This window comes from Novosphingobium resinovorum, from assembly GCF_036352595.1.
Lineage (GTDB): Bacteria > Pseudomonadota > Alphaproteobacteria > Sphingomonadales > Sphingomonadaceae > Novosphingobium > Novosphingobium resinovorum_B.
In genome coordinates this window covers 41,174-65,279 of sequence record NZ_JAZFAX010000021.1, presented here as the reverse complement: position 1 = coordinate 65,279, position 24,106 = coordinate 41,174, and the positions used below count along the sequence as shown (strand labels likewise).

Annotated in this window: 21 protein-coding genes; 11 read left to right on the top strand and 10 right to left on the bottom strand. The window is 71.7% G+C overall.

Annotated features, from left to right (window positions below):
- Positions 1 to 32: 32 nt before the first annotated feature.
- Positions 33 to 1,328 (top strand): glycosyltransferase family 4 protein, encoded by a 1,296-nt coding sequence (locus V2S85_RS18380; RefSeq protein WP_330704294.1) that lies wholly within the window; start codon positions 33 to 35, stop codon positions 1,326 to 1,328.
- Positions 1,325 to 2,707: an oligosaccharide flippase family protein gene (locus V2S85_RS18375; protein ID WP_330704293.1), complete on the top strand. Its 1,383-nt coding sequence runs from the start codon at positions 1,325 to 1,327 to the stop codon at positions 2,705 to 2,707. Before V2S85_RS18380 ends, V2S85_RS18375 begins: the two co-directional genes overlap by 4 nt.
- A 12-nt stretch (positions 2,708 to 2,719) precedes the next feature.
- On the opposite strand, the gene V2S85_RS18370 is transcribed toward V2S85_RS18375, so the two are convergent.
- Genes V2S85_RS18370 through V2S85_RS18360 form a run of 3 tightly spaced genes read right to left on the bottom strand, consistent with a single transcriptional unit; the run spans position 2,720 to position 6,708 of the window.
- Positions 2,720 to 4,282 (bottom strand): O-antigen ligase family protein, encoded by a 1,563-nt coding sequence (locus V2S85_RS18370; protein WP_330704292.1) that lies wholly within the window; start codon positions 4,280 to 4,282, stop codon positions 2,720 to 2,722.
- The gene (locus tag V2S85_RS18365; RefSeq protein WP_330704291.1) at positions 4,279 to 5,808 is read right to left on the bottom strand and encodes a hypothetical protein; all 1,530 of its coding nucleotides are present in this window, start codon (positions 5,806 to 5,808) and stop codon (positions 4,279 to 4,281) included. Before V2S85_RS18365 ends, V2S85_RS18370 begins: the two co-directional genes overlap by 4 nt.
- A gap of 9 nt (positions 5,809 to 5,817) precedes the next feature.
- Positions 5,818 to 6,708 carry a WecB/TagA/CpsF family glycosyltransferase gene (locus V2S85_RS18360; protein WP_330704290.1) on the bottom strand — a complete coding sequence of 297 codons (891 nt, stop codon included), beginning with the start codon at positions 6,706 to 6,708 and terminating at the stop codon, positions 5,818 to 5,820.
- A gap of 307 nt (positions 6,709 to 7,015) precedes the next feature.
- Here V2S85_RS18360 and V2S85_RS18355 point away from each other — a divergent pair, with 307 nt between their 5' ends.
- The 5 genes from V2S85_RS18355 to V2S85_RS18335 are packed head-to-tail and all read left to right on the top strand — an operon-like array spanning position 7,016 to position 12,105.
- The gene (locus V2S85_RS18355) at positions 7,016 to 7,717 is read left to right on the top strand and encodes a polysaccharide biosynthesis/export family protein (RefSeq protein WP_330704289.1); all 702 of its coding nucleotides are present in this window, start codon (positions 7,016 to 7,018) and stop codon (positions 7,715 to 7,717) included.
- Entirely contained in the window at positions 7,714 to 8,856 is a 1,143-nt protein-coding gene (locus tag V2S85_RS18350; protein ID WP_330704288.1) for a hypothetical protein, read from the top strand. The genes V2S85_RS18355 and V2S85_RS18350 overlap by 4 nt, the downstream gene beginning before the upstream one ends.
- The gene (locus V2S85_RS18345; protein ID WP_330704287.1) at positions 8,853 to 10,364 is read left to right on the top strand and encodes a GumC family protein; all 1,512 of its coding nucleotides are present in this window, start codon (positions 8,853 to 8,855) and stop codon (positions 10,362 to 10,364) included. Before V2S85_RS18350 ends, V2S85_RS18345 begins: the two co-directional genes overlap by 4 nt.
- The gene (locus V2S85_RS18340; RefSeq protein WP_330704286.1) at positions 10,361 to 11,143 is read left to right on the top strand and encodes a CpsD/CapB family tyrosine-protein kinase; all 783 of its coding nucleotides are present in this window, start codon (positions 10,361 to 10,363) and stop codon (positions 11,141 to 11,143) included. Before V2S85_RS18345 ends, V2S85_RS18340 begins: the two co-directional genes overlap by 4 nt.
- Complete coding sequence (locus V2S85_RS18335; RefSeq protein ID WP_330704285.1) at positions 11,140 to 12,105, top strand: hypothetical protein; 966 nt, start codon at positions 11,140 to 11,142, stop codon at positions 12,103 to 12,105. The genes V2S85_RS18340 and V2S85_RS18335 overlap by 4 nt, the downstream gene beginning before the upstream one ends.
- 14 nt (positions 12,106 to 12,119) lie before the next feature.
- On the opposite strand, the gene V2S85_RS18330 is transcribed toward V2S85_RS18335, so the two are convergent.
- Complete coding sequence (locus V2S85_RS18330; RefSeq protein ID WP_330704284.1) at positions 12,120 to 13,421, bottom strand: glycosyltransferase; 1,302 nt, start codon at positions 13,419 to 13,421, stop codon at positions 12,120 to 12,122.
- A gap of 217 nt (positions 13,422 to 13,638) precedes the next feature.
- Between V2S85_RS18330 and V2S85_RS18325 the strand changes: the two genes are divergently transcribed.
- Entirely contained in the window at positions 13,639 to 14,772 is a 1,134-nt protein-coding gene (locus V2S85_RS18325; protein WP_330704283.1) for a cell wall hydrolase, read from the top strand.
- Between the two features lie 10 nt (positions 14,773 to 14,782).
- On the opposite strand, the gene V2S85_RS18320 is transcribed toward V2S85_RS18325, so the two are convergent.
- Positions 14,783 to 16,042, bottom strand: coding sequence for a capsular biosynthesis protein (locus tag V2S85_RS18320; RefSeq protein ID WP_330704282.1), 1,260 nt, complete (start codon positions 16,040 to 16,042; stop codon positions 14,783 to 14,785).
- A 52-nt stretch (positions 16,043 to 16,094) separates the two neighbouring features.
- Here V2S85_RS18320 and V2S85_RS18315 point away from each other — a divergent pair, with 52 nt between their 5' ends.
- Positions 16,095 to 17,822, top strand: a complete 1,728-nt coding sequence (locus tag V2S85_RS18315; RefSeq protein WP_330704281.1) for an LTA synthase family protein — start codon at positions 16,095 to 16,097, stop codon at positions 17,820 to 17,822.
- Here V2S85_RS18315 and V2S85_RS18310 read toward each other — a convergent pair.
- Together V2S85_RS18310 and V2S85_RS18305 are read right to left on the bottom strand one after the other, a co-directional pair.
- Positions 17,803 to 18,582 (bottom strand): SDR family NAD(P)-dependent oxidoreductase, encoded by a 780-nt coding sequence (locus V2S85_RS18310; protein WP_330704280.1) that lies wholly within the window; start codon positions 18,580 to 18,582, stop codon positions 17,803 to 17,805. The two genes, V2S85_RS18315 and V2S85_RS18310, sit on opposite strands and share 20 nt — an antisense overlap.
- A gap of 51 nt (positions 18,583 to 18,633) precedes the next feature.
- On the bottom strand, positions 18,634 to 18,804 hold the full coding sequence (locus V2S85_RS18305; RefSeq protein ID WP_330704279.1) for a hypothetical protein: 171 nt from the start codon (positions 18,802 to 18,804) through the stop codon (positions 18,634 to 18,636).
- Position 18,805: 1 nt separating this feature from the next.
- Here V2S85_RS18305 and V2S85_RS18300 point away from each other — a divergent pair, with 1 nt between their 5' ends.
- Both V2S85_RS18300 and V2S85_RS18295 read left to right on the top strand, forming a co-directional pair.
- Positions 18,806 to 19,321: a sterol desaturase family protein gene (locus tag V2S85_RS18300; RefSeq protein WP_330704278.1), complete on the top strand. Its 516-nt coding sequence runs from the start codon at positions 18,806 to 18,808 to the stop codon at positions 19,319 to 19,321.
- A 148-nt stretch (positions 19,322 to 19,469) separates the two neighbouring features.
- Entirely contained in the window at positions 19,470 to 20,594 is a 1,125-nt protein-coding gene (locus V2S85_RS18295) for a DUF2279 domain-containing protein (RefSeq protein ID WP_330704277.1), read from the top strand.
- Positions 20,595 to 20,639: 45 nt separating this feature from the next.
- On the opposite strand, the gene V2S85_RS18290 is transcribed toward V2S85_RS18295, so the two are convergent.
- From V2S85_RS18290 to V2S85_RS18280, 3 genes are read right to left on the bottom strand one after another with little or no spacing between them, the layout of a single operon-like run.
- Positions 20,640 to 21,872, bottom strand: coding sequence for a glycosyltransferase family 1 protein (locus V2S85_RS18290; RefSeq protein ID WP_330704276.1), 1,233 nt, complete (start codon positions 21,870 to 21,872; stop codon positions 20,640 to 20,642).
- On the bottom strand, positions 21,869 to 23,503 hold the full coding sequence (locus V2S85_RS18285; protein ID WP_330704275.1) for a beta-3-deoxy-D-manno-oct-2-ulosonic acid transferase: 1,635 nt from the start codon (positions 23,501 to 23,503) through the stop codon (positions 21,869 to 21,871). Before V2S85_RS18285 ends, V2S85_RS18290 begins: the two co-directional genes overlap by 4 nt.
- Positions 23,485 to 24,096: a histidine phosphatase family protein gene (locus V2S85_RS18280; protein WP_330704274.1), complete on the bottom strand. Its 612-nt coding sequence runs from the start codon at positions 24,094 to 24,096 to the stop codon at positions 23,485 to 23,487. Before V2S85_RS18280 ends, V2S85_RS18285 begins: the two co-directional genes overlap by 19 nt.
- Positions 24,097 to 24,106: the final 10 nt, after the last annotated feature.

Here is a 24,106-nt window from a genome sequence, read left to right as displayed (position 1 = left end):
CGTTCCTCCCCACATCCAAGGAGAGATGCCGCGTGCATATCGGGCTCTGCTCACCCCATTGGCCGCCTTCGCAAGGCGCCAACGGTATCGTCACTTACGTCTCGCAGGTACGCGAATACCTGCTGTCGCGGGGACATGACGTCTCGATCGTCGCGCAGGGCAGGCTGATCGCGCAGGACGGCACGGTGACGCCGCTCCAGGCGCCGGGCGGGGCGGCCCAGTCATTTGACGACCAGTCCTTCGGCGTCCGCTGGTTCGGGGCGAAAGCCATCGGAGCCCTGGGCCGCCGGATCGCCTGGCGCTTCGACCGGTCCTCCGGCGCGCTCGCCCCGCTCGGCCGGATGCTGGCGCGCGAGGTCGCGCAGGCCCACCGCATCCGGCGCTTCGACGTGTTCGAGATGGAGGAGAGCTTCGGCTGGTCCGCCTTCGTGGGCAAGGCGATCGACGCCCCGGTAGTGACCCGGCTCCACGGCCCCCACGCGGTCCGCCCGCCCAGCCCGCGCAGCGAGGCCGAACTGCAAAGCGACGAAGCGCGCTGCCGGGCGGAAGCCCGCGCGATCCGCGCCGCGCCGGTGCTCACCGCCCCGACCCGCGCGGTGCTCGACGTCCTGTGCGCCCAGGCCCGGCGCGACCCGGCGAGCGTTTCGCTGGCGATCCCCAACCCGATCCGCATCGATCCCGAGGCCCCGACTTGGAGCCTCGACACATGCGAGCCGGACCACGTCCTGATGGTCGGCCGGTTCGATTACTGGAAGGGCGCCGACACCATGCTGCTGGCGTTCGATCGCCTGCTCGACACCCGTCCGAACGCACGGCTGACGCTGGTGGGGCCCGACGACGGCATCGACAGCCACGGCCGCCGCGTCGGCTTCGAGACGTTCGTGGCGGAGAACCTCTCGCTGCGCGCGCGCGAACGGATCACCTTCACCGGCCAGCTCGAAGCCGGACAGATCGCGCCGCTGCGGCGCAAGGCGATGGTGACCGTCTGCGCCTCACGCGAGGAGAGCTTCTCCTACGTGCTGCTCGAAGGAATGGTCGCGGGCTGCCCGCTGATCTCGACCGCCTGGCCGGCCAGCCGCGAGGTCATCGTCGATGGCGAGAGCGGGATGCTCACCCCAATCGCCGATCCTCCGGCTCTCGCGGCGAGCCTGGAACGGATGCTCGCCGACCCGCAGCGTGCGGCGGCGATGGGCGCGGCAGCGCGCGAGCGCGCCCGGCGGTGCTTCGCCATCGAGGTCGTCGGCGCCCGGCTGATCGACTGCTACGAGACCGCGATCGAAGCCGCCGCGGCGGAACGCGCCGCCGGTCCGGTGGCGACGCTGCAATGACGGTGCAGGCCACCGGAGCCGCCTGGCCCGCCGGATCGCCCCGTCCCGGCCTCGCCGCACGCCTGGGCGCGCTGGCCCTGCGCGATACCAACGTCGTCGTCGCCTCGGTGGTGCTCAACAACCTGCTGCGCGCGGTAAGCAGCATGATCCTGACCCGGCTGCTGGCGCCCGAGGTGTTCGGCATATCCGGCGTGATCGCCTCGCTGCAGTTCACCGTGGCGCTGGCCAGCGACCTGGGCTTCCAGGCCTTCGTCGTGCGGCAGGAGGACGGCGGCAGGAAGCGCTTCCTCGATACCGTATGGACCGTGGCGCTGCTTCGCTCGGTATTGCTGGCGGCGGCGCTGGCGGCGCTGGCGCTGCCGGTCTCGCGGGCGCTCGCGCGGCCTGACCTGATGCCGCTGATCGCCGCCTCGAGCCTGGTATTCCTGATCGAGGGGCTGGCCTCGACCAGCCTGCTGAGCGCCCTGCGCGACCGCCGTATCCTGCGTCTTTCGGTGGTCGAGATCGCCGCGCTCGTCGTCCAGATCGCGGTGAGCGCCGGGCTGGCCTGGCTGCGCGGCGACTACTGGGCGATCCTGGGCGGGATGCTGGCGGGGGCGGCGCTGAAATCGCTGCTGAGCTACGCCGCATTCCCGGATTCGGCGCGCGGCCTGGCGCTCGATCGCGCGACGCTGCGCGGGCTCTGGGCCTTCGCCCGCTACGTGACGGGATCGAGCGTGATCTACCTGCTGGTCACCCAGTGCGACAAGCTGGTGCTGGCCAAGGTCATGCCGCTCGACCAATTCGGCTTCTACGTGCTGGCGGGCAATCTCGCCTCCGCGCCGCTGGGGTTCGCGGCGAATTATGCCAGCCGGGTGCTCTACCCGAGCTACGCCGCGCTCTGGCGCGAGGGCGCCACGGACTTGCGGGCACGCTTCTACGCCAGGCGGCGGCTGCCCTCGCTGCTCTACGCGGCGGCGACCGGCGGGATCATCGGCAGCGCCCCGCTGGTCGTCGGCGTGCTCTACGATCCGCGCTATGCCGAGGCCGCGCTCTACCTGCAGATCCTGTGCGTGTCCTCGCTGCTGGCGCTGCCCTCGTGCGCGGCGAACGAGACGCTCACCGCGACCGGCCGGATCAGCGCCACGTTCGAGGCGAGCATGGCCAAGCTGGCGTGGCTGGGGCTGGCCGGCGTCGCCGGATACCTGATCTGGGGGCAGTTCGGACTGGTGCTGGCGGTCGGCCTGATGGAAGCGGCGGCGCTGGGCTTCAAGTGGCTGCGGATGCGGCAGGCCGGCCTGCTCGACATGACGCAGGAACTGGCGTTCCTGGCCGCCGGAGCGGGCGGGATACTGCTGGGCCTTGGCGCCGATGCGGTGCTGGGACCGCTGCTGCGATAGCCAGAAAGACGATCACGCCGGCAGCGCCGCACCCGTCCACGGCACCGCCCCGGCAGGGGAGACCGCCTGCCGCCGCCCGAGAGCCCGGATCGCGGCGGCAAAGCCGAAGAACCCGAACATCAGCACCGAAGGCCGGTTGCCGAACGAGGCGAAGAACAGCGCCAGGCTGAGCGTGGCGAGGCAGCCGAACACGAAGGCCGCAGGCGCCGCCCCGCCGCTCGCGAACGCCAGCCTGCGGCCGCGCCACAGCCGCGAGAGCGGTGCGAAGAGGTTCCACACGAAGATCCACAGCCCCGCCGCACCGCCGAACAGCCCGAACCACAAGTACGTGTTCACGTAGTCGATGATGCCCTCGCCCTGGCGCATGTCCTCCAGCCGCACTTCGAGCTGGGCGCCGGAAAAGCCCACGAGGGGACTGCCCCAGAATTCCTCGCTGCCTCGATGCAGCAGGTCGCGGCGGTAGTCGGCGGTATCGCTGCCCTGACCCGAAAGGCCGAGCGATTCGGAGAACGAGGGCGATACGCTCGCCGCCGCCAGCACGATCCCGAGCACCATGGCGGTCGGGGCGAACTTGCGCACCAGCGCGCGCCAGCGGCCGAGGAACACGTCGCCCAGCAGCACCGCCAGCGCCAGCGCGATCCAGGCATTGCGCGATTGCGGCGCCGAAACGCCGACGAACACCGCAAGGCACAGCAGCCCATGGCGCCGGCGGCTGCGGAAATCGTCGCGCAGCAGCCACAGCGCGACGAGGCACAGCGCCATGACCAGCGCGATCGAGGTCGGCTCGTTGAAAGGCCCGCCCGCGCGCAGCAGCGCTCCGCGCGTCTTGACGATCAGCACCATCGGCACCTGCAGATGCCAGTACAGCTCGTTGTAGATCGGCCAGTTGCGCCACGCCTCGTAGGCGAGCAGGATCGCCAGGCCGCTCGCCGCGCAGGCCAGCCAGCGCATGGCGGCGCGCATCGTCTCGCCGTCCTTCAGCGTGCGGCTGAGGATGTAATACGGCAGCCCGTAGTCGATCGTCACGTTGATGGTGCTGCGCAGGGCATGCGTGAAGCTGGTGTCGCGCGCCGAGATGAACACCAGCGCCAGCAGCAGGCAGCCGACCCGGATGTCGTCGGCCGGCGCGATCCGCGCGCGCGCCGGGTGCGAGAGCACCGCGAACGTGGCCCCCAGCGCCAGCGCGTCATGGACGCCGAGGTCGAACAGCTTGAGCCCGCCCAGCTCGACCGGCATCTCCAGCGCGGGCAGCAGCAGCAGGCTGAACAGATAGACCCCGGCGATCCGCTCCATGCGTCCCGCGAACACCGGCACCCACAGCGCCATGACCGCATAGAGCAGCCAGACACTCGGCAGCAGCCAGGCGACCACGGGCATCAGGAACGTCATCAGCACCGCCCGCAGCGCCATCTCCTGTCGCAGCGGCAGCCGCAGCGAGGACACGAACAGTATGACCCCCAGCGTGCTGACGCAGGCGGCATGGAAGCCGGGCTTGGCGAGGACGAAGGCGAAGGCGGCGGCCACCACCATGGCCAGCACGGCAAGCGGCGTGCGCGCGGCGGTATCTTCGTTCAAGGTCTGGCCTCCAGGAAGCGGCGCAGGGCATCGTACTTGGGCGCCTCGGCCAGCGGCTGTCCGGCATATTCGCGCAGGCCCCACGACCCGTACCAGGCGATCGGCGCGGTCGAGGCGTAGAGCGTCAGCGTATCGCCGAAACGGTCGCGCCAGCCGGTCAGGTAGCGGGTGTAGGCGCGGGCCATGCGCGGATCGCGCTGGACCGCGCGGGCAAGGTCGATGTCCGGGGTGACGAGGTGCTGCCCGCCTTCGTAGGCGATGTAGCGCTTGCCATGGGCGATGGCGATGGCGCGGTTCTCCGCCGCCATGTCCAGGGTGCGGTCCACCGCGCCGGGCAGCGCCGCGAAGACGCGGTCGGCGTCGGTGCTGCGGTATCCGGCAAGGTCGAGCCAGATGTAAGGCGCCGTCGCCAGCGCATCGACCCATTCGGCACTGTCGCGAAAGCCCAGCACCACGCGGGCGAGTTCGGGATTGGCATGCTGCGTCGCGCAGACCCGGATCAGCGCGCCCGGCCGATCGGCGAACACCTGCGTCCATACGCGCATCGCCGCCGTCATGCGCTCGGCATAGCGCTCCATCCCGGCGCGGATCGGATCGCCCTCGCCGAGCCCGCGTGCCAGCCCTTCGGCGCGGGCATCGCGGGCGGCCGCGAAGCCGTCGTTCCAGATCTCGTTGCCGAACTCGACGTAGACCCGCGCATCGGGATCGAGGCGGTCGTGCACCAGCCGCGCGAAGCCGCGCAGATAGGCCTCGTCGGCATGGTAGGGCATGACGAACCAGGGATCGGCGTGGACCGCGTTGGCAAGGTCCACCATGTCCTCCGCCGAGACCCCGCCCGCGCCCACCTGCGAGGCCTGCTGCGGGCGGGCGCGGGCGTTCCAGGCGATGCGCGGATTGTCGTTGACGCGCTGCCAGTCCATGAACCGGATGACCCCGAAGTCGGCGGCGAAGCGCAGGAAATCGGGATCGAAGCGCACGCCGGCGGGCGTGCCAGCCTTGCGGCAGTCGATCGCGCGGACCGGATCGACCGGATCGGTGCGCACGAGTTCGATCCACGCCCCCTCGTCCTCGGCGCCGAGCGGGGTGAGGCGCAGGTCGATGCTGTGCGCCCCCTGCCCGATCACCCGCGCCACCCCGCCCGCCGTGATCTCGCCGCTGCCCAGGAAGGTGCAGCGCACGAAGGCGGGACGGAACGGCGCATCGGGCAGCACCAGCGGGCGCGGCGCGGTCTGCCCCGGATCGAGCCGCAAGACCCAGCCGGCGGCGTCGAGCCGGTCCGCCGGCATCGGCGTCCAGCCGCTCCCGCGCGACTGGAACCACTCGCTCTGGGCGATCAGGTTGGCGAAGACCTGTTGGCGGTTGTAGGTCTGCGGACCGAACAGGTTGATGCCCACGGTGGTTTCGGGAACGCGCCCGGTGGCGCGCGCCTCGACACGGCCCGCCTGCCGCCAGCCCTCGCCGAACTGCGACAGCAGGGCCGAAGCCGCCGCCGCAGCGGCCACTACGACCAGGGCCGCCCGCTTCACGCCCCGGCCTCAGGCATCGAGCCGTACGCCCGCACCGGCGGGCGCGCGGCTGCGCCAGGCCTGGTGGATGCGGAAGATCTGCGGCCCCTCGATCAGGTAGCGCCGCCAGAGCCGCTGCGGGTTGGAGCAGAGCCGGAAGAACCACTCCATCGACATCTGCTGCACCATCAGCGGCGCGCGCTCCTGCTCGCCCGAGAGGAATTCGAGGCTGGCGCCGATGCAGAAGCCGATGCCGCGCCCGCCGCGCGCCTTGGCGACGCGCCGGGCGACGATCTCCTGCTGCGGAGAGCCCACCGCGAGGAACGAGTAGCGCGCCCCGGCCTCGACCAGGAAGCGCACCGCCCGCGCCACTTCGCGCGGGTCGCGGATGAAGCCCATCGGCGGGTTGTAGTGGCGCACGTTGCGCAGCCCGTAGATTGCGCTGATGCGCGCCACGGTGGCTTCGCTGCCGCCCAGGATCGCGACGGCATCGTCGGGCGCGATGCCCTGCTCGAACAGGCGCAGCGTCAGGTCGCTGCCGGTCACCACCGGCAGGTCGCGCCCCTCGCCGCGCGCCAGGCGGGCGAGGATGCGGCTATCGCACAAGGTCATCCAGGCGTCGCGGTAGGCCGGCCACAAGTCCGACCGGCGGCGCAGCAGCCGCACGACGTGATCGACATTGGGCGTCACCACATACGTGAACGGCGCCGAGGCCGGACGCCCGACGACCGCCGCCAGCGCCACCGACAAGTCGATCGGCGTGAAGTCGAGGTCGAGGAACTCCACCTCGTGCCGAAGTGCCGGCCGGGCGGGCGCCGGTTCCGCGAAGGACAGGCCGTCCAGCGAAAGGCCGTCCAATTGCAAGCCAACGACCGGCGCCGGAATTTCGCGGCCGGTAAGGTTCAGGTTTTCAAGCGACATGAGCGTGCCTCCCCGCCCGCGACTATGCCGCCGGCCCGGGGCACGGTCTTCCCCGGCAAATCCGGGCGATTTACTGCGTCCGCCGTTTCCCCTCCCGCAAAAGCCCCCCGTGCATTTCCGCAGAGCCCGTCCGGTAGATGCCCGTCGGGGTCTTTTCGCCATGGCACCGCCCCACGCCTGCGCGACGGACCGATACGGATTTCTGCCAAGGGATTAGGCGGCTCTCCATCGGGAGAATTTCCGCAGGTGCAGCATGGGCATAGCCTTCTCGACAGGCCGTCATCGGATGTCGGCCGAGGGGGTTGATGTGTTCCATTCCAACGAAGCAGACCGGCCGCGCCCTGCGCGCCGGAAGCGCCGGGTCGCCTTCGCGGCCGGCATGATCGCCGCAGCGGCGCTGTTCGCGCAGGACGCGGCGGCGCAAGCGAAGCCCGGCGCCGGCGTGGCGGCCGTCACCGGCGCGCAATCGACGGCGGCGATGCCGGACCGTCCCGCGATGCCGCGCTACGTCGTCAAGGCGGGGGACCAGCTCGACGTCTTCGTCTGGGGCGAGGAGCGCATGCAGCGCCAGGTGCTCGTCCAGCCCGACGGGACTTTCGCCTTCCCGCTCGCAGGGACCATCCGCGCGGACGGGCGCAACGTCTCCGACATCGCCGACGACATTCGCGGGCGCATCGCGCTCAACTACACCTCGGCCCCGCCCGACGTCACGGTGACCGTGCGCGAGACCGACGGCACCCGCTTCTACGTGCTCGGCAAAGTGCGCACGCCCGGCAGCTTCACCAGCGGCTCGGCGCCCAACATCCTGCAGGCGCTGAGCATGGCCGGGGGCACCGCCGAGTTCGCCGACACCGGCGGCGCGGTGATCCTGCGCCAGACCCCGGCCGGCCAGGTGGTCGAGCGGATCCGCCTCGGCAGCCTGCTCAAGGGCGCCCGCTCGCTCAAAGCCGGCGCGCTCTCCACGCCGCTGCCGACGCTTTCGAGCGGCGACGTCCTGCTGATCCCGTGACGGGCCGGCAGCATGGCTCCCTGCTCCTCCTGGCCATCGCCACCTGCCACCCCGGCCGCGCCGGGGCGCAGGAGGAGCCGCCGCACATCGAGTTCGACGCGACCGTGTTCTCCGGCCGCAACCCGTTCCTTACCGGAGACGACAACGCGATGACGAGCGCGGGCGAAGTCTCGGCGCAAGGCGGGGCGAAGCTCGCCCTCGGGCACCGCACCACGATCGACCTCGACGGCCGGATCGCCTATCGCCGCTATGACCGCCGCTACGGATCGTTCGTCACCGGCCATGCCATGGCCGCGATCGACCACCGCCTCGACGAGCATCTCTCGCTGCGCACCGAGGCCCGCTACGAGCGCTTCCTGCCGCTCGAAGGACTCGCCGCCAGCATCGACGCGGCGATCGATCCGGTCAGCCTGCAGGAACGTTACGAGGCGCGGCAGGAGGTGGTCTGGCGCCCCGACCCGTTCCTGACGCTGCGCGGCACGGTCAGCTGGATGAAGCTGGCGCCGCGCGGCTCGCTGCTGCTGGCGCGGACCGAGGGCACCAGCCTCGGCCTCGCCGCCGAGCGGCGCATCTCCACCACCTCGTGGATCGGGGCGGAAGGCCGCGCGACCGTGAGCCAGTCCAGCGACGGGGTCGATGCCGATGCCGGGGCTCTGGTGGCCAAGGCCGGTACCCGCTTTGCCGCGCACTGGACGCTGGAGGGAGAAGCGGGCGCCGCGCGCATCTCCCGCCGCGACCCCGGCCTCCCGCGCGAAGACGGGCCGGCCCGGCTGACCGCCGCCGCATCGCTATGCTACGATCCGCGCCGCCTGCGCATCTGCGCCACCGCCAGGGTGGCGCCGGTCCTGACCACCTTCGGCGGCATCCGGCGCGAGCGCTCGGCGCACCTGGCGTTCGATTTCCAGACCAGCGAGCGCGGCACGCTCAGCGCCGAGGCCGACTACCGTTCGGTGCCCCGCCCCGGCTTCGGTTCCGACGCCTCGGTGCTGCGCCTTTCCTCCGCCTACGAACACCGGCTCGACAGCCGCTTTCGCCTTCATGTCGGCGCGGACTACGATCGCCGCTCCGGCGTGACCCGCCAGACGCAGGACACCTGGACCGTCAGGGTCGGCGTCACTTTCCGGATACCCAGCCCATGACGATGACGCCCTTTCCAGACCCGTCGCCCCCGATGCATCCCGGCGAGCCCGAGGCGCTGGGCATCCATCCCGCCGAGCTCCTCGCCATGCTGCGCCGCCGCTGGCGCTGGCTGATCGCGCCGACCATGCTCGGCGCGCTGGCGGCCGGGGCGGTGGTGCTGCTGCGCGAGCCGGTCTACCGGTCCAATGCGACGCTGCTGATCGATTCCCCGCAGATCCCCACCAGCCTCGTCGCCTCGCCGCTGACCGACGTGGCGGATGAGCGGATCGCCAAGATCCGCCAGCAGATCGTCAGCCGGGAAAGCCTGACCCGGCTGATCGAGCGCAACCGCCTCTACCCCGACCAGCGCGAGACGATGGAGTATCCCAAGCTGCTCGAGCTGATGCGTTCGCACGTCGGCGTGAACCTCGTCGCCGCGAACCAGGCGCGCGGCCAGGGCAGCACGATCGCCTTCACGCTTTCCTTCGACTACCGCGACGCCCGCGCGGCGCAGCGCGTGACCGACCAGCTGACCCGCATGTTCCTGGTCCAGGACAAGCGGTTCCGGACCGAGCAGGCGACCGGCACCGCCGCCTTCCTCGCCCGGCGCTCCGACGAACTGCGCCGCCAGCTGCGCGATTTGTCGGAGAAGCGGCGCGAGGTCGAGGCGCGCTATGCCGGGGCACTGCCCACTGACGTGGCGCTCAGTTCGCAGGCCAGTTCGGCGATCCGCGCCGAGATCGCCCGCACCGATGCCGAGACGCAGGGACTGGTGCAGCAGAGCGGCCTGCTCGCCGCGCGCCAGCAGGAGCTGGAAGCCGCCCCGCCGCGCGGGATCGAGGGCCTCAACGCGGCGCAGGAGCGGCTCGCCCGCCTGCTCGCCACCCATTCCGAGCGCTTCCCCGACGTCATCGCCGCGCGCGCCGAAGTGGAGCGCCAGCGCACGCTGCTGCGCCAGCAGCCGGGGCCCAGCTCGACCCTGATCCAGGCCGAGATCGCCGCCAGCCGCGAACGCATCTCGACGCTGGCGGCGCGGCGCGGCGAACTGGTGGGCACGATGGGCGAACTCGACCGCCGCGTCGCCCTGGCGCCGCAGTCGGCCTACGAGCTGAACACGATCGAGCGCGAATACGACAACATCAAGCGCCAGTACGATTCGCTGCGCGAGAAGCAGCTCGACGCGCAAGTCGCCGCCAATCTCCAGTCGGAGGACAAGGGCGAGCGCTTCACCGTCGTCGATCCGCCGAACCTGCCGCTTCATCCGCTGGGATCGGCGGCCTGGTCGGTGCTGCTGACGGGACTCGCCGCCGGGCTCGGCCTGGGGCTGTGCCTGGTGGTCGGGCGCGAACTGGCGAACGGCACCGTCCACGGCATCCAGAGCCTGCGCCGGGCCCTGCCCGCGCCGCTGCTGGGCACCGTCCCCGCCGACGACGGGCCGAACATCCTGCAACGGCTGGCAGGCGGCTGGCTGCCGGGCCGCATCGTCTCACCGCCAGCCTCACTCTCATTTTCGGGAGCCGGATCATGAATGCAGAGAGCCCCATCATTCCCGAAATCCCCTCGATCCATGCGGGCATCGGGATTCCCGCCATCGCCAGCATCACCCTGGTGCCAGACGCCGCGCATCTCGCCCGCCACCGCATCGCCGGCCCCGGACCGCTGAGCGAGGCGGTGCATCCCTTCACGATGATCCGCTCCGCGCTGATGGAGCACGCGCGCGCCAGCGGGCAGCGGATCTTCGCGGTCAGTTCGGCCGAGCCGGGCAACGGCAAGACGCATGTGGCCGCCAACCTGGCGATGGTCATGGCGCGGGTCCATCCCACCGTGCTCGTCGAACTCGACTTGCGGCGGCCGTCGCTCGGCGTGCGGCTGGGCCTGCCGGACGACTATCCGGGGGTGGACGACTACCTGGCGGGCGACTGCCCGTGGATATCCACCCGCGCACATGTCGAGGGGCTCGACCTCGCCGTCCACCGGGTGCGCCATCCGCGCTCCGAGGTGGAGGCGCTGCTCGGCTCCAACGCGCTGTCGCTGGCGCTGCGCCACCGCCACGCGGGCGACGAGCGGACCATCATCCTCGTCGATACCCCGCCGGCGATCCTGAGCGACGACCTCGTCCTGATCGCCCGCAACGTCGACGGGGTGCTGGTGGTGGCGGAGGAAGGCCGCACCGGCAGGCGCGCGCTGCAGGAGATCGCGCGCGCGCTCGGCCCTACGCCGATCGTCGGCACCGTGCTCAACCGCTCGATATCCCGCCCGCAGCGCCGGATCGACTACGGCTACTACCAGGAGCGAGACCCGCGATGATCCTGCCGCTTTCGCCGGAGCGCGCGCGGTGGCTGCGCGACCTGCCCTCGCGCAGCGCGCTCAAGGTACTGAACGAGCGGCGCGTGCGCGGTTGGCTGGGGCGGCGCCATGCCGCCGCGATCGCCCGCCACGATGCCCGGCTGCCGCCGATCGACGGGGCCGGGCAGGCAATCGTCGATCGACTGGAACGCTGCGGCGTGTGCATCACCACGCTGGATGCGCTGGCGATCCCCGGATCGGAGGCGCTGGTGGAGACGGCGGCCGCGCTGGCGCAGGCCTTCGCCCCCGAGGCCCGTGCCCTGTCGCGCGCCGGGCAGGCCTTCATCATCGTCCCGCCGGCCGACATCGCCGCCAACCCGCGCATCTTCCACTGGGGGCTGGAGGACCGCCTGCTCGACATCGCCGAGCGCTACATCGGCCTCCCCGCCGCCTACGACGGGGTCGCGATCAACTACACCGTGGCGGACGGGCGCGAGATATCGACCCGCAAGTGGCATCGCGACTGGGAGGACCGGCGCATGCTCAAGGTCGCGGTCTACCTCCACGACGTCGATACCGGCGGCGGACCGTTCGAGTGCATCGCCCGGCAGGACACCGTCCAGAGCGACCGCGAGGGCTACAACTACGACCTCGCCGACGACGACGCGCTGGCCCGCCGGCTGGGCGAGGACTTCGCGCGCGACGTGGTGAGCTGCACCGGCCCGCGCGGCACCGTGGTGTTCTGCGACACCGCGCGCTTCTTCCATCGCGGCAAGCCCGCCACCACCCGCGACCGGGCAGCGCTGTTCTACAGCTACTTCGCCAATCCGCCGCGCCACCCCTTCCTGTGCGAGCGCACCGGCCTGGGCCGCGCCGACGCCCTGGCGCTGGCCGAAGGCCTGCCCGAACGCCAGCGCCGCGCCGCCCTGTGGCGCGGCCAGCTTTCGCCGCTGCTCAGGATGATCCCGAGCGCAAGCCTCTAGGCGGCGCGCACACTCTACCTGCCCGCGAAGGGCCGCAGCAGTTCGACCATGCGGGCGGCGCAGCGTTCGGGATCGTGGCGTTCGCGCACGCGGCGGCTGGCGCGCTCGCCCATCGCGGCGAGTTCCTCGGGCCAGGCGCCGAGCGCCGCCTCCAGCGCCTGCGCGAGCGCGTCCACCGAGCCCGAGGGCACCAGCCAGCCGACCTGCCCGTCGACCAGCTCGGGAATTCCGGCGATGGCGGTGGCGATCACCGGGCGGCGCAGCGCCATCGCCTCCATCAGCACGACCGGCAGCCCCTCGGCGAAGCTCGGCAGGACCAGCGCGCGGGCACGGACCAGCGCCGCGCGGATCGCCTCCGGCCCCGCCCAGCCGCGCAGCGTCACCACCGCGCCGAGGCCGAGCCGGGCGATCTGCCCCTCGATGATCGCGCGGTCCTCCCCGTCGCCGACGATGTCGAGGCGGATCGCGCGGTCGGCGGCGATCCGGGCGACGGCCTCCAGCAGCAGCGGCAACCCCTTCTGCGCGCTCAGCCGGGCGACGCACAGGAACCGCGCATCCTCCGGCGGATCGTCGGCTGCCGGGCCCGGATCGGCCAGGAACACCGGATCGGGCGCGCAGGGCACGACGTGGATGCGCGGCCAGTGCGCCGGGTCCGACCAGCGCATCAACTGGCCCCGGCCGAAGCTGGACACGCCGACCACGAAGGCCGCCTCGGCGATCTTGCCCGGCAGATCGAGCCCGCGCGGCGCGTCGAATTCGTCGGGGCCGTGCGCGGTGAAGCTGTAGGTCACCGGCGCCAGGCGTGCCGCCAGCCGCACGACCATCGCCGGATTGGTCCCGAAATGGGCATGGACATGCGCGACCCCCGCCCGCTCCAGCCGCCGCGCCAGCAGCGCCGCCTCGGCGAAATAGGCCAGCGCGCGGATGCCGCCGGCGCCTCTCAGGGCCAGGGCCAAGGCGCGCAGGGCCTGCAGCGGACGCATCGCGAACTGCGCCAGCACCGCTGCCGCCAGCGCCGCCCGGTCCTCCAGCAGCGCGGTGGTGCGGGCGGTCTCGTCCCGATCGCCGAGCGCCTCGGGCGCGCGCCGCACGGTGAAGCGGTGGACTTCCACCCCCTGCCGCTCCAGCGCCGCGATCTCGGTGCGGATGAAGCTGTGGCTGATCTTGGGATAGACGTTGCTGAGATAGGCGACCGCCGGCCGCTGCCGCGCAGCGGCGCCGGGCCGCGGCGCCCCGGCGATACGCGGCGCCTCGTCTTCCGCATGGCGCCGGAAGCCGAGGGTCGCGCCCGCGATTGTCTGGGTGATCTCGAACATCCCCGCATTATGCGCGCGCGGCCCGCGCGCGGCATTGGGGGTTCTCCTTAGGCAATCTGGCCGGGGCGACGGGGGAGCGTGATCGCCCGAATGCCCCTTGCCCCGCCGACGACGGATAGTGAGGCTTCACAGCGGGAGACCCGTCTTGACGACGCTGGCCGACTTGCATCGCGGATGGTGGGGACGCCGCCCGAATAACGGCTCCGGGAGGGCGGCCATGCGCCGGGCACGGTTCTGGCTCGGCGCATGTCTGTCGCTGGTGGCGGGGACGACCGTTCCGGCCCGCCATCCCACCGCGAGCGCGCTGCCGCTGCCCTCACCCCCGCCCCCGCCCGCACCAGCGATCGCATCCCGCCCGGCCCCGCCCGGCGAAGGCGTGCCGGTCGCTCCCGACGAACCCTCGGCCCGGCTTGCGGTCGCCTTCAACGCCGCCGTGCCGCTGGCGCGCAGCGCGCTGGCTATCGCCGCACCGTTCCGCCTCGATGCCTCCGCGCCGGATCTCGCCCGCGCTGCCGACTGCCTGGCGGCGGCGGGCTACTACGAGGCCGGAAGCCGCGCGGCAGACCAGCGGGCGGTGCTTCAGGTCGTGCTCAACCGGGTCCGTCACCGGGCCTTTCCGGCCACCGTCTGCGGGGTCGTGTTCGAAGGGGCGGAGCGGCGCACCGGCTGCCAGTTCACCTTCACTTGCGACGGCGCGATGCTGCGCCGCACGCCTTCCGCCCTCGCCTGGCAGCAGGCCCGCGCCCTTGCCGCGCAGATGCTGCGGGGAGAGGTCGAGCCGGCCGTCGGCCTCGCAACCCATTACCATACCGACTGGGTGAGCCCCGCGTGGGACCGCACGATGGACAAGATCGCCGCCGTGCGCTCGCACTTGTTCTATCGCTGGCGCGGGCTGCAGACGTTCACGATGCGCCATGCCGGGCACGAGCCGGCCATTCCCCAGATGGCCCGCCTGTCCCAGGCCCATGGCCTGCCCCTGACCCTGGCGACGGACCAGACCGCGCCCCTGGCCCCGGCTGCCCCCGCTTTCGCGGCTGCCGCCCCGCGCCTGCAGTCGCCGCCGGCTCTGGCGCTCGCCGCGACCGGCGTGTTCCTCGTCACCCTGCCGGCGGACGGCGGGCCGGAAAGCTTCCGCGCCCTGGCCGCCCGGCGCTGCGCGGGCCTGCGCGAATGCCGCGTGATCGGCTGGACCGACCCCGCCCGTACCCCCCGCGCGCTGCCGATGCCCGGCAGTTCGGTGGACACCATCGCCTTCGTCTTCGAACGCCGCGATACGGGGAGCGCAGCCGGCGACAAGGCGCGCTGGGACTGCGCCCGCTATGCCCCGGGCGCCCCCGGCCAGTGCATCTGACGGACCGGACTTATTCCGGAGCGATGGGCCGCCCTTCAAACCGGGCGACGGCATGGCGCACCACCTTGTCCAGCGCCTCGTCGGAGAAGAAGCCGCCGGGGATCAGGCAGCGCTCCACCAGCACCCGGCGGAAGGCGGCGAAGGTCGGCGCGTCCGGCGCCACCGGATCGGTCCAGAAGGCATCGAGGCCGGCCTGGCAGGTGATTTCGGGAATGTCGTAGACCGCATGCCCCAGCGCCACCACCGGCACGCCTTCGGCCAGCGCCAGGGTGCCGCTGGTGCTGTTGATGGTGACGACGCCTTGCGCGCGCCGGGTGACCGGCACGATGTCCCCCCAGGCGAGGTAGTCGATGCGCTCCTCCACGCCGAAGCGGCGGGCCATGTCGGCGGTTTCCTGCTGCCAGTCGCGCACGCCGTTGTCGAGCGGGTGCTCCTTGACTACCAGCCGCGTGCCCGCCGGCGCATGCGCGGCGAAAGAGCCGAGCACCAGCTTGAGCGCATCGGCGATGCCCACGAACGGCGAATGCAGGCGGATCTGCGCATCGGAATCGAGCTGCAGCGGGAACAGGAAGTACGGCGCGTCGGTATGCACCAACCGGTGCACCAGCGCCGCCCCCGCCGCCTCGCGCTCCTTGCGGCGGCTCAGCTTGCGCAGCCAGCCCATGCCCTCGACCAGCGGATGCCAGGGCCGGTGGTTGGTCCAGTGCGGGTAATACCAGCGCATCAGGACGTCGGCGACGTTGTAGAGCAGTCCCTCGGCCGCGCGGCGCCGGAACGAGGAGGGCACTTGCGCATGCGGCGGCACCGGCGGCAGCGCGGCGGCGGTCTCGCGATACCAGACCGGATCGCGCGGCAGCGAGGAATGGCCGTTGACGCCGCCCAGTTCCAGCGTGACCCAGTCCGGCCGCACGTAGCCTTCCTCGAAGACGTGGACCGGCACGCCCAGTTCGCGGCAGACGCGGGTGGCGTCCATGTGATGGTCGCGGCAGTCGCCGAACAGGGTGACGTCGGTGACGCCTTTGTCCCGGATCACCGCTGCCAGCCATTGCGGCCAGTCTTCCAGCGAGCCGCGATATTCCAGCCCGTTCGGCAGGCGCCAGAAGACCCGGTCGCCGCCGTTGAAGTTGATCTTGTGGACGGTGTGCCCCGCCGCCAGCAATTCCTGGCCCAGGCGGCGGAACAGCGGGCCCATCAGGCCCTGCAGCAGCAGGACCGTCCGCTTGCCGCTTTGGCCGGTATCTTGCCCTGTATTGGTCGTGACTACTGACATCGTAAAATAACGTACTCCGCAGTGACGTCCGCCAAGACCTGTCGGGATTCGCTTGGACGGTCGATCCGCCCCGATCTTCAAGGGGTTAGTGTTCCCGGCGGGAAGGGGCAAGCCCGCCCGTCGCCGCACTGCGACGAAGACGGAGCCGATCGCCCGCAACCTTGGTCCGATCGGGCCGCCGCCCCTTTCCAGCCTGCGCCGGGGCCGCTATCAGGCCGCCCACGCCCGCCGGACCGGTCCTGCGGGCGTTCGACACGGCAGGACGGTGACGCTGGAAAGCCTGACATATGTAGGACTGCCTATCGGCGCCGTGATCCTCGACGCGCTGGTGCGGCCGCGCGTCCGCGCGGGCACGGGGCTGCGGATGCGCCGTGCGGCGGGGCTGTGGCTGCTCGCCTGCATGAGCGGCGCGCTGTTCGGGCTGTTCCTGGCGGTCTGCGGCAACGGCGCGGTGGCGGCGGTGCTGGTGCTGGCGGTGCAGGCACTGCTGGTGCTGGCCTCCAACGCCAAGCATGCGATGCTCGGCGAGCCGCTGCTGTTTTCCGACCTCGCGCTGGTCGGCGCGATATTTCGCCATCCACAGTTTTATCTCTCCGCCGTCCGGCTCTGGCAGCGGATCGCGGTGGGGATCGTCGCCGCCGGGCTGCTGGCGGTGCTGGCCTGGCTCTCGGTCGCCGCGCCGGCGCCTCATCTCCTCGGCCTCGCGCTGCTGCTGGCCGGGCTGGCGGCGCTGGCGATTTTGCTGCGCCTGCCGCCGTGGCGAGACCTCGCGCCGCTGCCCCGCGCGCACGACGACGTCGCGCGGCTCGGCCTCTGGCCCACGCTCCTGCTCCATTGGCTGCGCTGGCGCGAGAGCCGCGATCCGCCGCCACCCGCGCCGATCGCGCGGCAGACCCCGCCGGGCGCTCCTGGACTGCCCCCGGAACTGGTCGTCATCGTCCAGTGCGAGAGCTTCGCCGACCCGGTCGAGCTGTTCGCGGAGCCCGCGCTGGCGCTGCCCGCCCTTGCCGAGGCGCGGCGGCATGCCTGCCAGTGGGGCAATCTGGAGGTCAGCGGCTTCGGCGCCTATACCATGCGCACCGAATACGGCGTGCTGTTCGGGCGTGACGAGGATGCGCTGGGCTTCCGCCGCTTCGACCCGTTCCTGACCGCGCTCGGCGAGGCATCCTGGGCACTGCCCGCGCGGCTGCGCGATCATGCGGGCGCGGCGGACTGGCGCAGCGTCTTCGTCCATCCCCACGACATGCGATTCTACGGCCGCGACCGGATCATGCCCGCCGCCGGCTTCGCCGCGCTGGTGGGCGAGGAGAGCTTCGCGCCGCCCGCCCCCGGCGAGGGACGCTACGTCGGCGACGCGGCGGTGGCCGGGCGGATCGTCGATATCGCCCGCTCGGCCCCGGGACCGAGCCTGATCTACGCCGTCACCATCGAGAACCACGGCCCCTGGGCGGCGGATGGCGACACCGCGCAAGGCGAACTGGTGCCCGGCTACCTGCGGCTGGTGCGCCGGGGCGACGCCATGCTCGCCGCTCTCGTCGAGGAGATGCGCGCGATGAAGCGCCCGGCGCTGCTGGTGTTCTTCGGCGATCACCGCCCGAGCATCCCCGGCGCCAGCGTTCCCGGCGGCCCCCGCCACACGCCTTACGTGATGATCGTCATCGACGGCGAAGGCCGCATCCAGTCCGCCGACAACCGCCGCGTGGACCTGCCGCCCGCCGGACTGCACCACGCGATCCTGGACCGCGTGCTCGGCGCTCCGGTCATCCCTCCGGCGGGGTAAGCCCCAGCAACACCCGGTCCCGCAGCGGGCTTGGCAGCAGGCGGTCCAGCCAGCGCAGCACCGCGAAAGGCCACGGCAGCACCAGATGCGCCTGCCGCCGTTCCGCCGCACGGGCGATCCGCGCCGCCACCGCCTCCGGGCGCATCAGCATCGGCTTGGGCCCCGGAACCTTGCGCCCCGCCGCCGTGTCGATGAACCCGGGCGAGACCAGCGTGACACTCACCCCGTGCCCCCGCACCGACAGCCGCAGCGCCTGCGCGAAGCGGGCCAGCCCCGCCTTGGTCCCCGAATAGGCCGCCGCGAAAGGGAGCGCGTGGAAGGCCGCCGCCGATCCCACCAGCACGATCCGCCCGTGCCCCCGCTCGGCCATGTACCCGGCGACGGCAGCGGCGAGCGCGGCGGGAGCGGTGAAGTTGATCGTGCCCAGCCGCGCCACCATGGCCGCCTCCTCGACCCGCAGCCCCGGTCCCCGCACGTCGCCGCGCCCGGAAGCCAGCAGCACCAGATCGAAGGGATCGGCCGCGTCCTCCGCCGCCAGCGCCGCCAGCGCGGCATCGATGTCGACGAGGTCGAGCGAGCGCACCTGCGTCTCCGCCCCCGCCGCCCGGCAATCATCCGCGATGGCCGCGAGCCGCGCCGGGTCGCGCCCCCACAGGCTCAGGCGCGCACCCGGTGCGGCATAATGCCGCGCCAGCGCGCCGCCCAGCCCGCCCGAGGCGCCCGTCACAAGAATACGGGTCCGGCGCATCGATTCCGTCATCGTCCCGGCCCTCCGTTCGGAGAACCGCCTGTCGAACGCCTTGCCATAAGTTCATCTCGTCTGGAGGTAATTCAGCTTGACAGCCAAGCGCTCGTCTTGTCCAGCATGGACGCCAATGCCCTCCCAGGTTTCCAGTCCGCAACGCATCAGGCTGTTCAAAAATGAACGGCTGGAAAAGCTTACGTTGATCTCGCCGCGAACCTTCGCGTGGAGCTGGGCCATCATGCTTCCGGCGATCGCCGCCGCCGGGTGGACGAATGCACGCCCCCTCGCCGCCCCGCACCAGGCCCTCGGCCTGATCGCCGCCGGTCTGGTCGTATGGGTGCTGTTCGAATATGCGATGCACCGCTACCTGTTCCACCTGCAGTCCGAACTGGCGCTGGTGAAGTGGTTCGTCTTCCTGATCCACGGCAATCACCACGCCAGCCCGAACGACCCGATGCGCGGCCTGATGCCCCTGCCGGTGAGCATGGGCGTCGGCGCGCTGGTCTGGGCCTTGTGCCTCGCGCTGCTGGGTGCGCCGGGAACCTGGCTGCTGCTGGGCTTCATGAGCGGGTACGTGTTCTACGACGCGATCCACTTCGCCTGCCACCAGTGGCCGATGCGCGGACGGCTGGGCTCCGCCTTCAAGCGCCATCACATGCGCCACCACCATGTCGACGAGCACGGGAACTATGCGATCTCGGCGATCTTCCTCGACCGCCTGTTCCGCTCGCGGATCACCTCGCTCAGGCGCTGAGAGGCTGTGGGAAGGCTCCCGCGCGAACGACGAAGCATGGCATTTCAATGACAAATTCATAACTCGGCCGAGACAGCCCGGTTAAAATCCCCTAGTCGAAACAACAAGGGGAGCCGCCCCGCTATCGACGGCGCCGATGGGGATTTCGATGAGGACAAGGTTTGGCGGCCCGGCCGCACTGGCGCTGGCGGTGTGCCTGCCGTGCGCCCCGGCTCAGGCGGAGACGGCGACAGAGACGGCGGCCGAGGACGCCGCGCTGGAGGACGGCACCGCTGCGGAGGACGAATCGACGCCGGAATCCGGCTGGAGTCTCGCTCCCGCGCCGCCCGCCGAAGCTGCGGCCCCGCCGCCCAGCCCCGCATCGATCGAACCGGCACCCGGTGCCTACGGCCCGCCTCCCGCAAGCCCGTCTTCCGCGATCCCGAACGCCGAGACTTCTGATGCTGCCGTCCCGCTCACGCCCTCGGGCCACGTACCGCGCGAATATGCCTCGCATCGCGGGTTCTTCCGGCAGGTCGGCAGCATCGGCACCGAGATGGCGATCATGACCGCCTACGTCGGCGCGCAATCGATCCCCAAGCTGTTCAAGCCAACCGCCCCGTTCCACTTCCAGAACGAGGGCTGGTTCGGCAAGGACACCCACAATATCGGCGTCGACAAGTTGACGCATGCCTTCAACACTTACCTCATCGCCGAACTGCTGCACTATCGCCTGCACCGCAACACCGGCGGCTCGGAAGGCGACGCGCTGACCGCGGGCGTGCTCGCGGCCGGGCTCATGGCGCTGAACGAGGTCTCCGACGCGATCGAGCCCGACAGCGGCTATTCGATGCAGGACATCACCATGAACATCGCCGGCGCGACCTTCTCGGTCCTGCGCAACACGGTGCCGGGCCTCAAGGAAAAGCTCGCCTTCAAGCTGGAGATCATCCCCAACGGGCAGATCTACAGCCATGTCGGCAAGAAGCACTACGAGCAGCAGCGCTTCATGTTCTCGCTCAAGGGCGCGGGCTTCGAGGCGCTGGATCGCAGCCCGCTGAAGTATCTCGATCTGCAGGTCGGCTACTACGCCTCCAACTTCCTCAACAGCGACCGGGAGAAGGGCATCGAGCCCAAGCGCCACCTGTTCGTGGGCGTCGGCCTGAACCTGGGCGAACTGCTGTTCGCGCGCTCGCAGTCGCGCGTCGGCCGGGCGGCCTATTCGGCGCTGGACTACCTGCAGGTGCCCTACACCTCGCTACGCTACGATACGACCGGGCGGCTGGGGAACTAGATCCGGCGAATATTGCCCTTTCCTCCCCGATACGGGGAGGAACTGTCACCGCTCCTGCAGCGCGGCGATCGCCCCGGTCACGATGGCCATATGTTCGGCCCAGGTCGGCTCGTACCAGCCCGGCAGGCGCGCCAGTTGCGCGGCATGGCCCTCGCCCCGGCGCGCGTGGTCGAGCACCGCCGCCTTCCAGCCCGGCCCGTCGAGCGGGTCGAGGTAGTCCGGCACATCACCCCCCACCTCGCGCAAGGCCGCAAGGTCGCTGCACAGCACCGGGGTTCCCACCGACAGCGCCTCGGCCACCGGCATGCCGTAGCCTTCCGCGAACGAGGGCATCAGCAGCGCCCGCGCCCCGCGCAGCAGGGCCGACAGACGCGCATCGGGGCAGCCGCCGAGTTCCTCGACATGGCCGACGAGGGCCGGGCAGCGTTCCAGCATGTCGACGATCTGCTCGTTCTCCCAGCCGCGCCGGCCGACGATCACCAGCCGCGGCACCTCGGCGGCGGGCAGCGTCTCGGCCAGGTGGCGCCACAAGTGGAGCAGCAGCAGGTGGTTCTTGCGCGGCTCGATCGTGCCCAGGCACACGAAGTACGGGCGATCGTGGTTCGGCCCCAGAGACGGGAGGGGCGCCGATCGGGGCGGTCCCGGCGGCAGCGCCTCGGTGCCCAGCAGCGCGACATGGATCGGCGTGCCGGGCCGCAGCCAGGGCTCCAGCGAGCGCCCGGTCGCGGCGGAATTGACGATCGCGGCGCCCCCGGTCGCGGCGATGGCCGAGGCGATGGTCTCGATCCGCCGGCGATGCAGCGCCGCGCCCGAAGGACGGGCATATTCGGGAAACTCGATCGGGATCAGGTCGTGGACGAGGCACAGGAACTTCGCCCGCTCCCGCGCGAGGATGCGATGCACCTTGGCCGCGTTGGTCAGGTGATGCGGCGAGGCCTGGACATAGACCGCAGGGCCGGAGCCGACACCCTTGCGCGTCGGCATCAGCGCCGCCAGCTGCGGCATGACCGAGGCCAGCGAGCGCTGGCGGGGACTGTCCTGCTCGCTCGCCCAGCGGCGCTCCAGTTCGTCGAGATAGGCCATTGCCGCGCGGCGCTCCAGCCGCCCGTAGAGCCCGCAAGGATGGACGGCGGCGAAGGCCAGGCCCTCGCCGTAATGCGCCAGCAGCCCGCGCGCGTAGGCCATCTCCACCCGGTCCACCCCCGAAGGCGTGGAATAGCGCAGGCGCGAGATCAGCCGCGAGATGTCGAGGATCACATTGCCGGCTTCTGGGGTCATCGCAGCATCGCCATGAGCCGCCCCTGCCAGCGGCGCAAGGGCGCGATCCACCGCAGGCGGTTGGTCGCCCCGGAACCAGCCTCGGCCATCCGCCCGACCAGCACTTCGGGCGGGCACGGCAGTCCGGTGACCGGATCGAGATAGCGCGGGTAGAGGATCAGCACCCCGGCCACCAGCGCATCCAGCGTCAGCCGCCGGGTTCGCCGCGTCGGCACCGCGCCAAGATCGCGCGTCAGCCCCCAGCCGGCGTAGAACGGCGTGCCATGGCAGGTCACCTCCCGCCCGCGCATCAGCGCCTCGAACCCGGTCAGCGAAGTCAGCACATGGACCGCGTCCACCACATCGAGCAGCGCCGCCATGCCGCCGCCGCGCACGATACGGTCGGCATGGCCCAGGACTTGCGCATCGGGCACCGCGCCCTTGCGGTGGCCGGCATCGACATCGGGGTGCGGACGAAACCAGATCTCCGCCTCGGGTTCCAACTGGCGCGCCCGGCGCAGCAGTTCGAGGTTGGAGGTCAGGCCGCCGCCTCCGGCCAGCACCGACATGTCGTCCTCGACTTGTCCGGGGACGAGCACCAGGCGGCGTCCGGGCATGCGTTCGGGGGCCGGATGGGCGGTACCGGCCGCATACTTGCTGATGCCCGCCGCGACGATCCGCTGGCGCAGGATACGCGCGCGTTCGAGCAGCCTGGGTGCCGTCTGGGTGCCGTTGAGTGCCGTCTCGAGATCGCTCGGGCCGGAGGGGTCGAAATGGATGCCCGAGGCGTCCACCACCACCGAGGACGGCGGCACGAGGTCTACGCCCAGCCCCACCGAGCGCACGAATCCGTCCTCCACCCGAACCAGCGGCACGCCTTTCGCCGCCGCCCCGGCGATGAGCGCGGGCGACACGCGCGAAGGCCAGATGGCCACGCCGCCGCCCGCCTTGCCGGCGATGCGCAAGGCCCGCTGCGGCCATGGCACGATCGCCAGCCGGCGCTCCGGATGCCACAGGAAGCGGCGGATTTCCTTGCGTTTCCACCAGGCCATGCCGCAAGCCGCAGCGATCGGCCGGTTGGCATCGAGGGTCGTGCGCCACAGGCCGAGCAGTTCCACCACCGCCTCCAGGGTGGAGGGCTCGCCGGTAAACGGATCGCGCCAGTTGGCGGCGGCCAGCGCCTGAGCCGCCCGGCGATCGAGCGCCGCGCCGTCATCGCCGGGCACGCCGAAGCGGCCGGGCGAAAGCACCCGCACCGGCACCCCGGCGACGCGTGCCAGCACCACCCACTCGTCATCGCCATGCGCCACCAGTTCGCGCGCGCCGGGCAGGACGCTCCAGGGGTCCACGTCGCGGCGCCAGTGGCAGCGCAAGGGCGGCGCGATCCACCGCGCTTCGCCCGCTCCTTCGCCCACCAGCGCCGCGATCTCCGCGGCAGCGGCAGGCCGCACCACGGTTCCCGCCGGACCTTCCAGGGCCGCCGGAGCGGCCCAGAACCGGCCACCGACGCGCGCTTCGCGGACCAGCGCGAAAAGCGCCGCCGGGTCGGCAGGCGCCGCCGCATCGGCGCTAGGCTGCGAGACCGTGGCATCCGCCCAGGGAAACGGGGGCGCGCGCAGTACGGGACCGGGGCTCAAGGGCGCTGCCCCCATGCCGCGACCTGCAGGCCGCCGTCGCCGCGCCGCACGATCACGCCGTAGCCGCCCGTCGGCAGCTTCAGGCCCTGCGGCGCGGACAGGGAAGGATCGGCGGCCAGCGCGAAACGCGCGGCACCGTTGCTGGTGACCAGCAGCGTCGGCCCGGCCGGTTCCCCCGCTCCGGCGAACAGGTCACGCCAGGCGGCGCGGCGCGCCTCGGCATCGACGGTCCAGCCCGGCGGCGGCTGCGCCTGCGTGTCCCAGGCCGCCAGGGCCTGCGCACCGATGCGGGCGAGGACGACGGGTTCCGGCATGTCCTCGTCGGGTCCGTGGTCGATCTCGCGCAGCCACTCGCATGTCTCGGCCGCGGGCGGATCGTCCTGGTGCTCCAGGATCGCCTGCGCCGTCGCGCGCGTGCGGGCCAGCGGCGAGACCAGCACCCGCACGAAATGCCAGCCGAGCGCGGCGAAATGGACGCCGAGCGCCCGCGCCTGCGCGATGCCCGCCCCGGTCAGCGGCAGGTCGGTACGCGCGCCGATGCGGCGGGGGGGCTCCCCGGCCTCGAACGTATTGCCGTGGCGGACGATGACGAACAGCGGTGGCGACATGCGGGGGGTA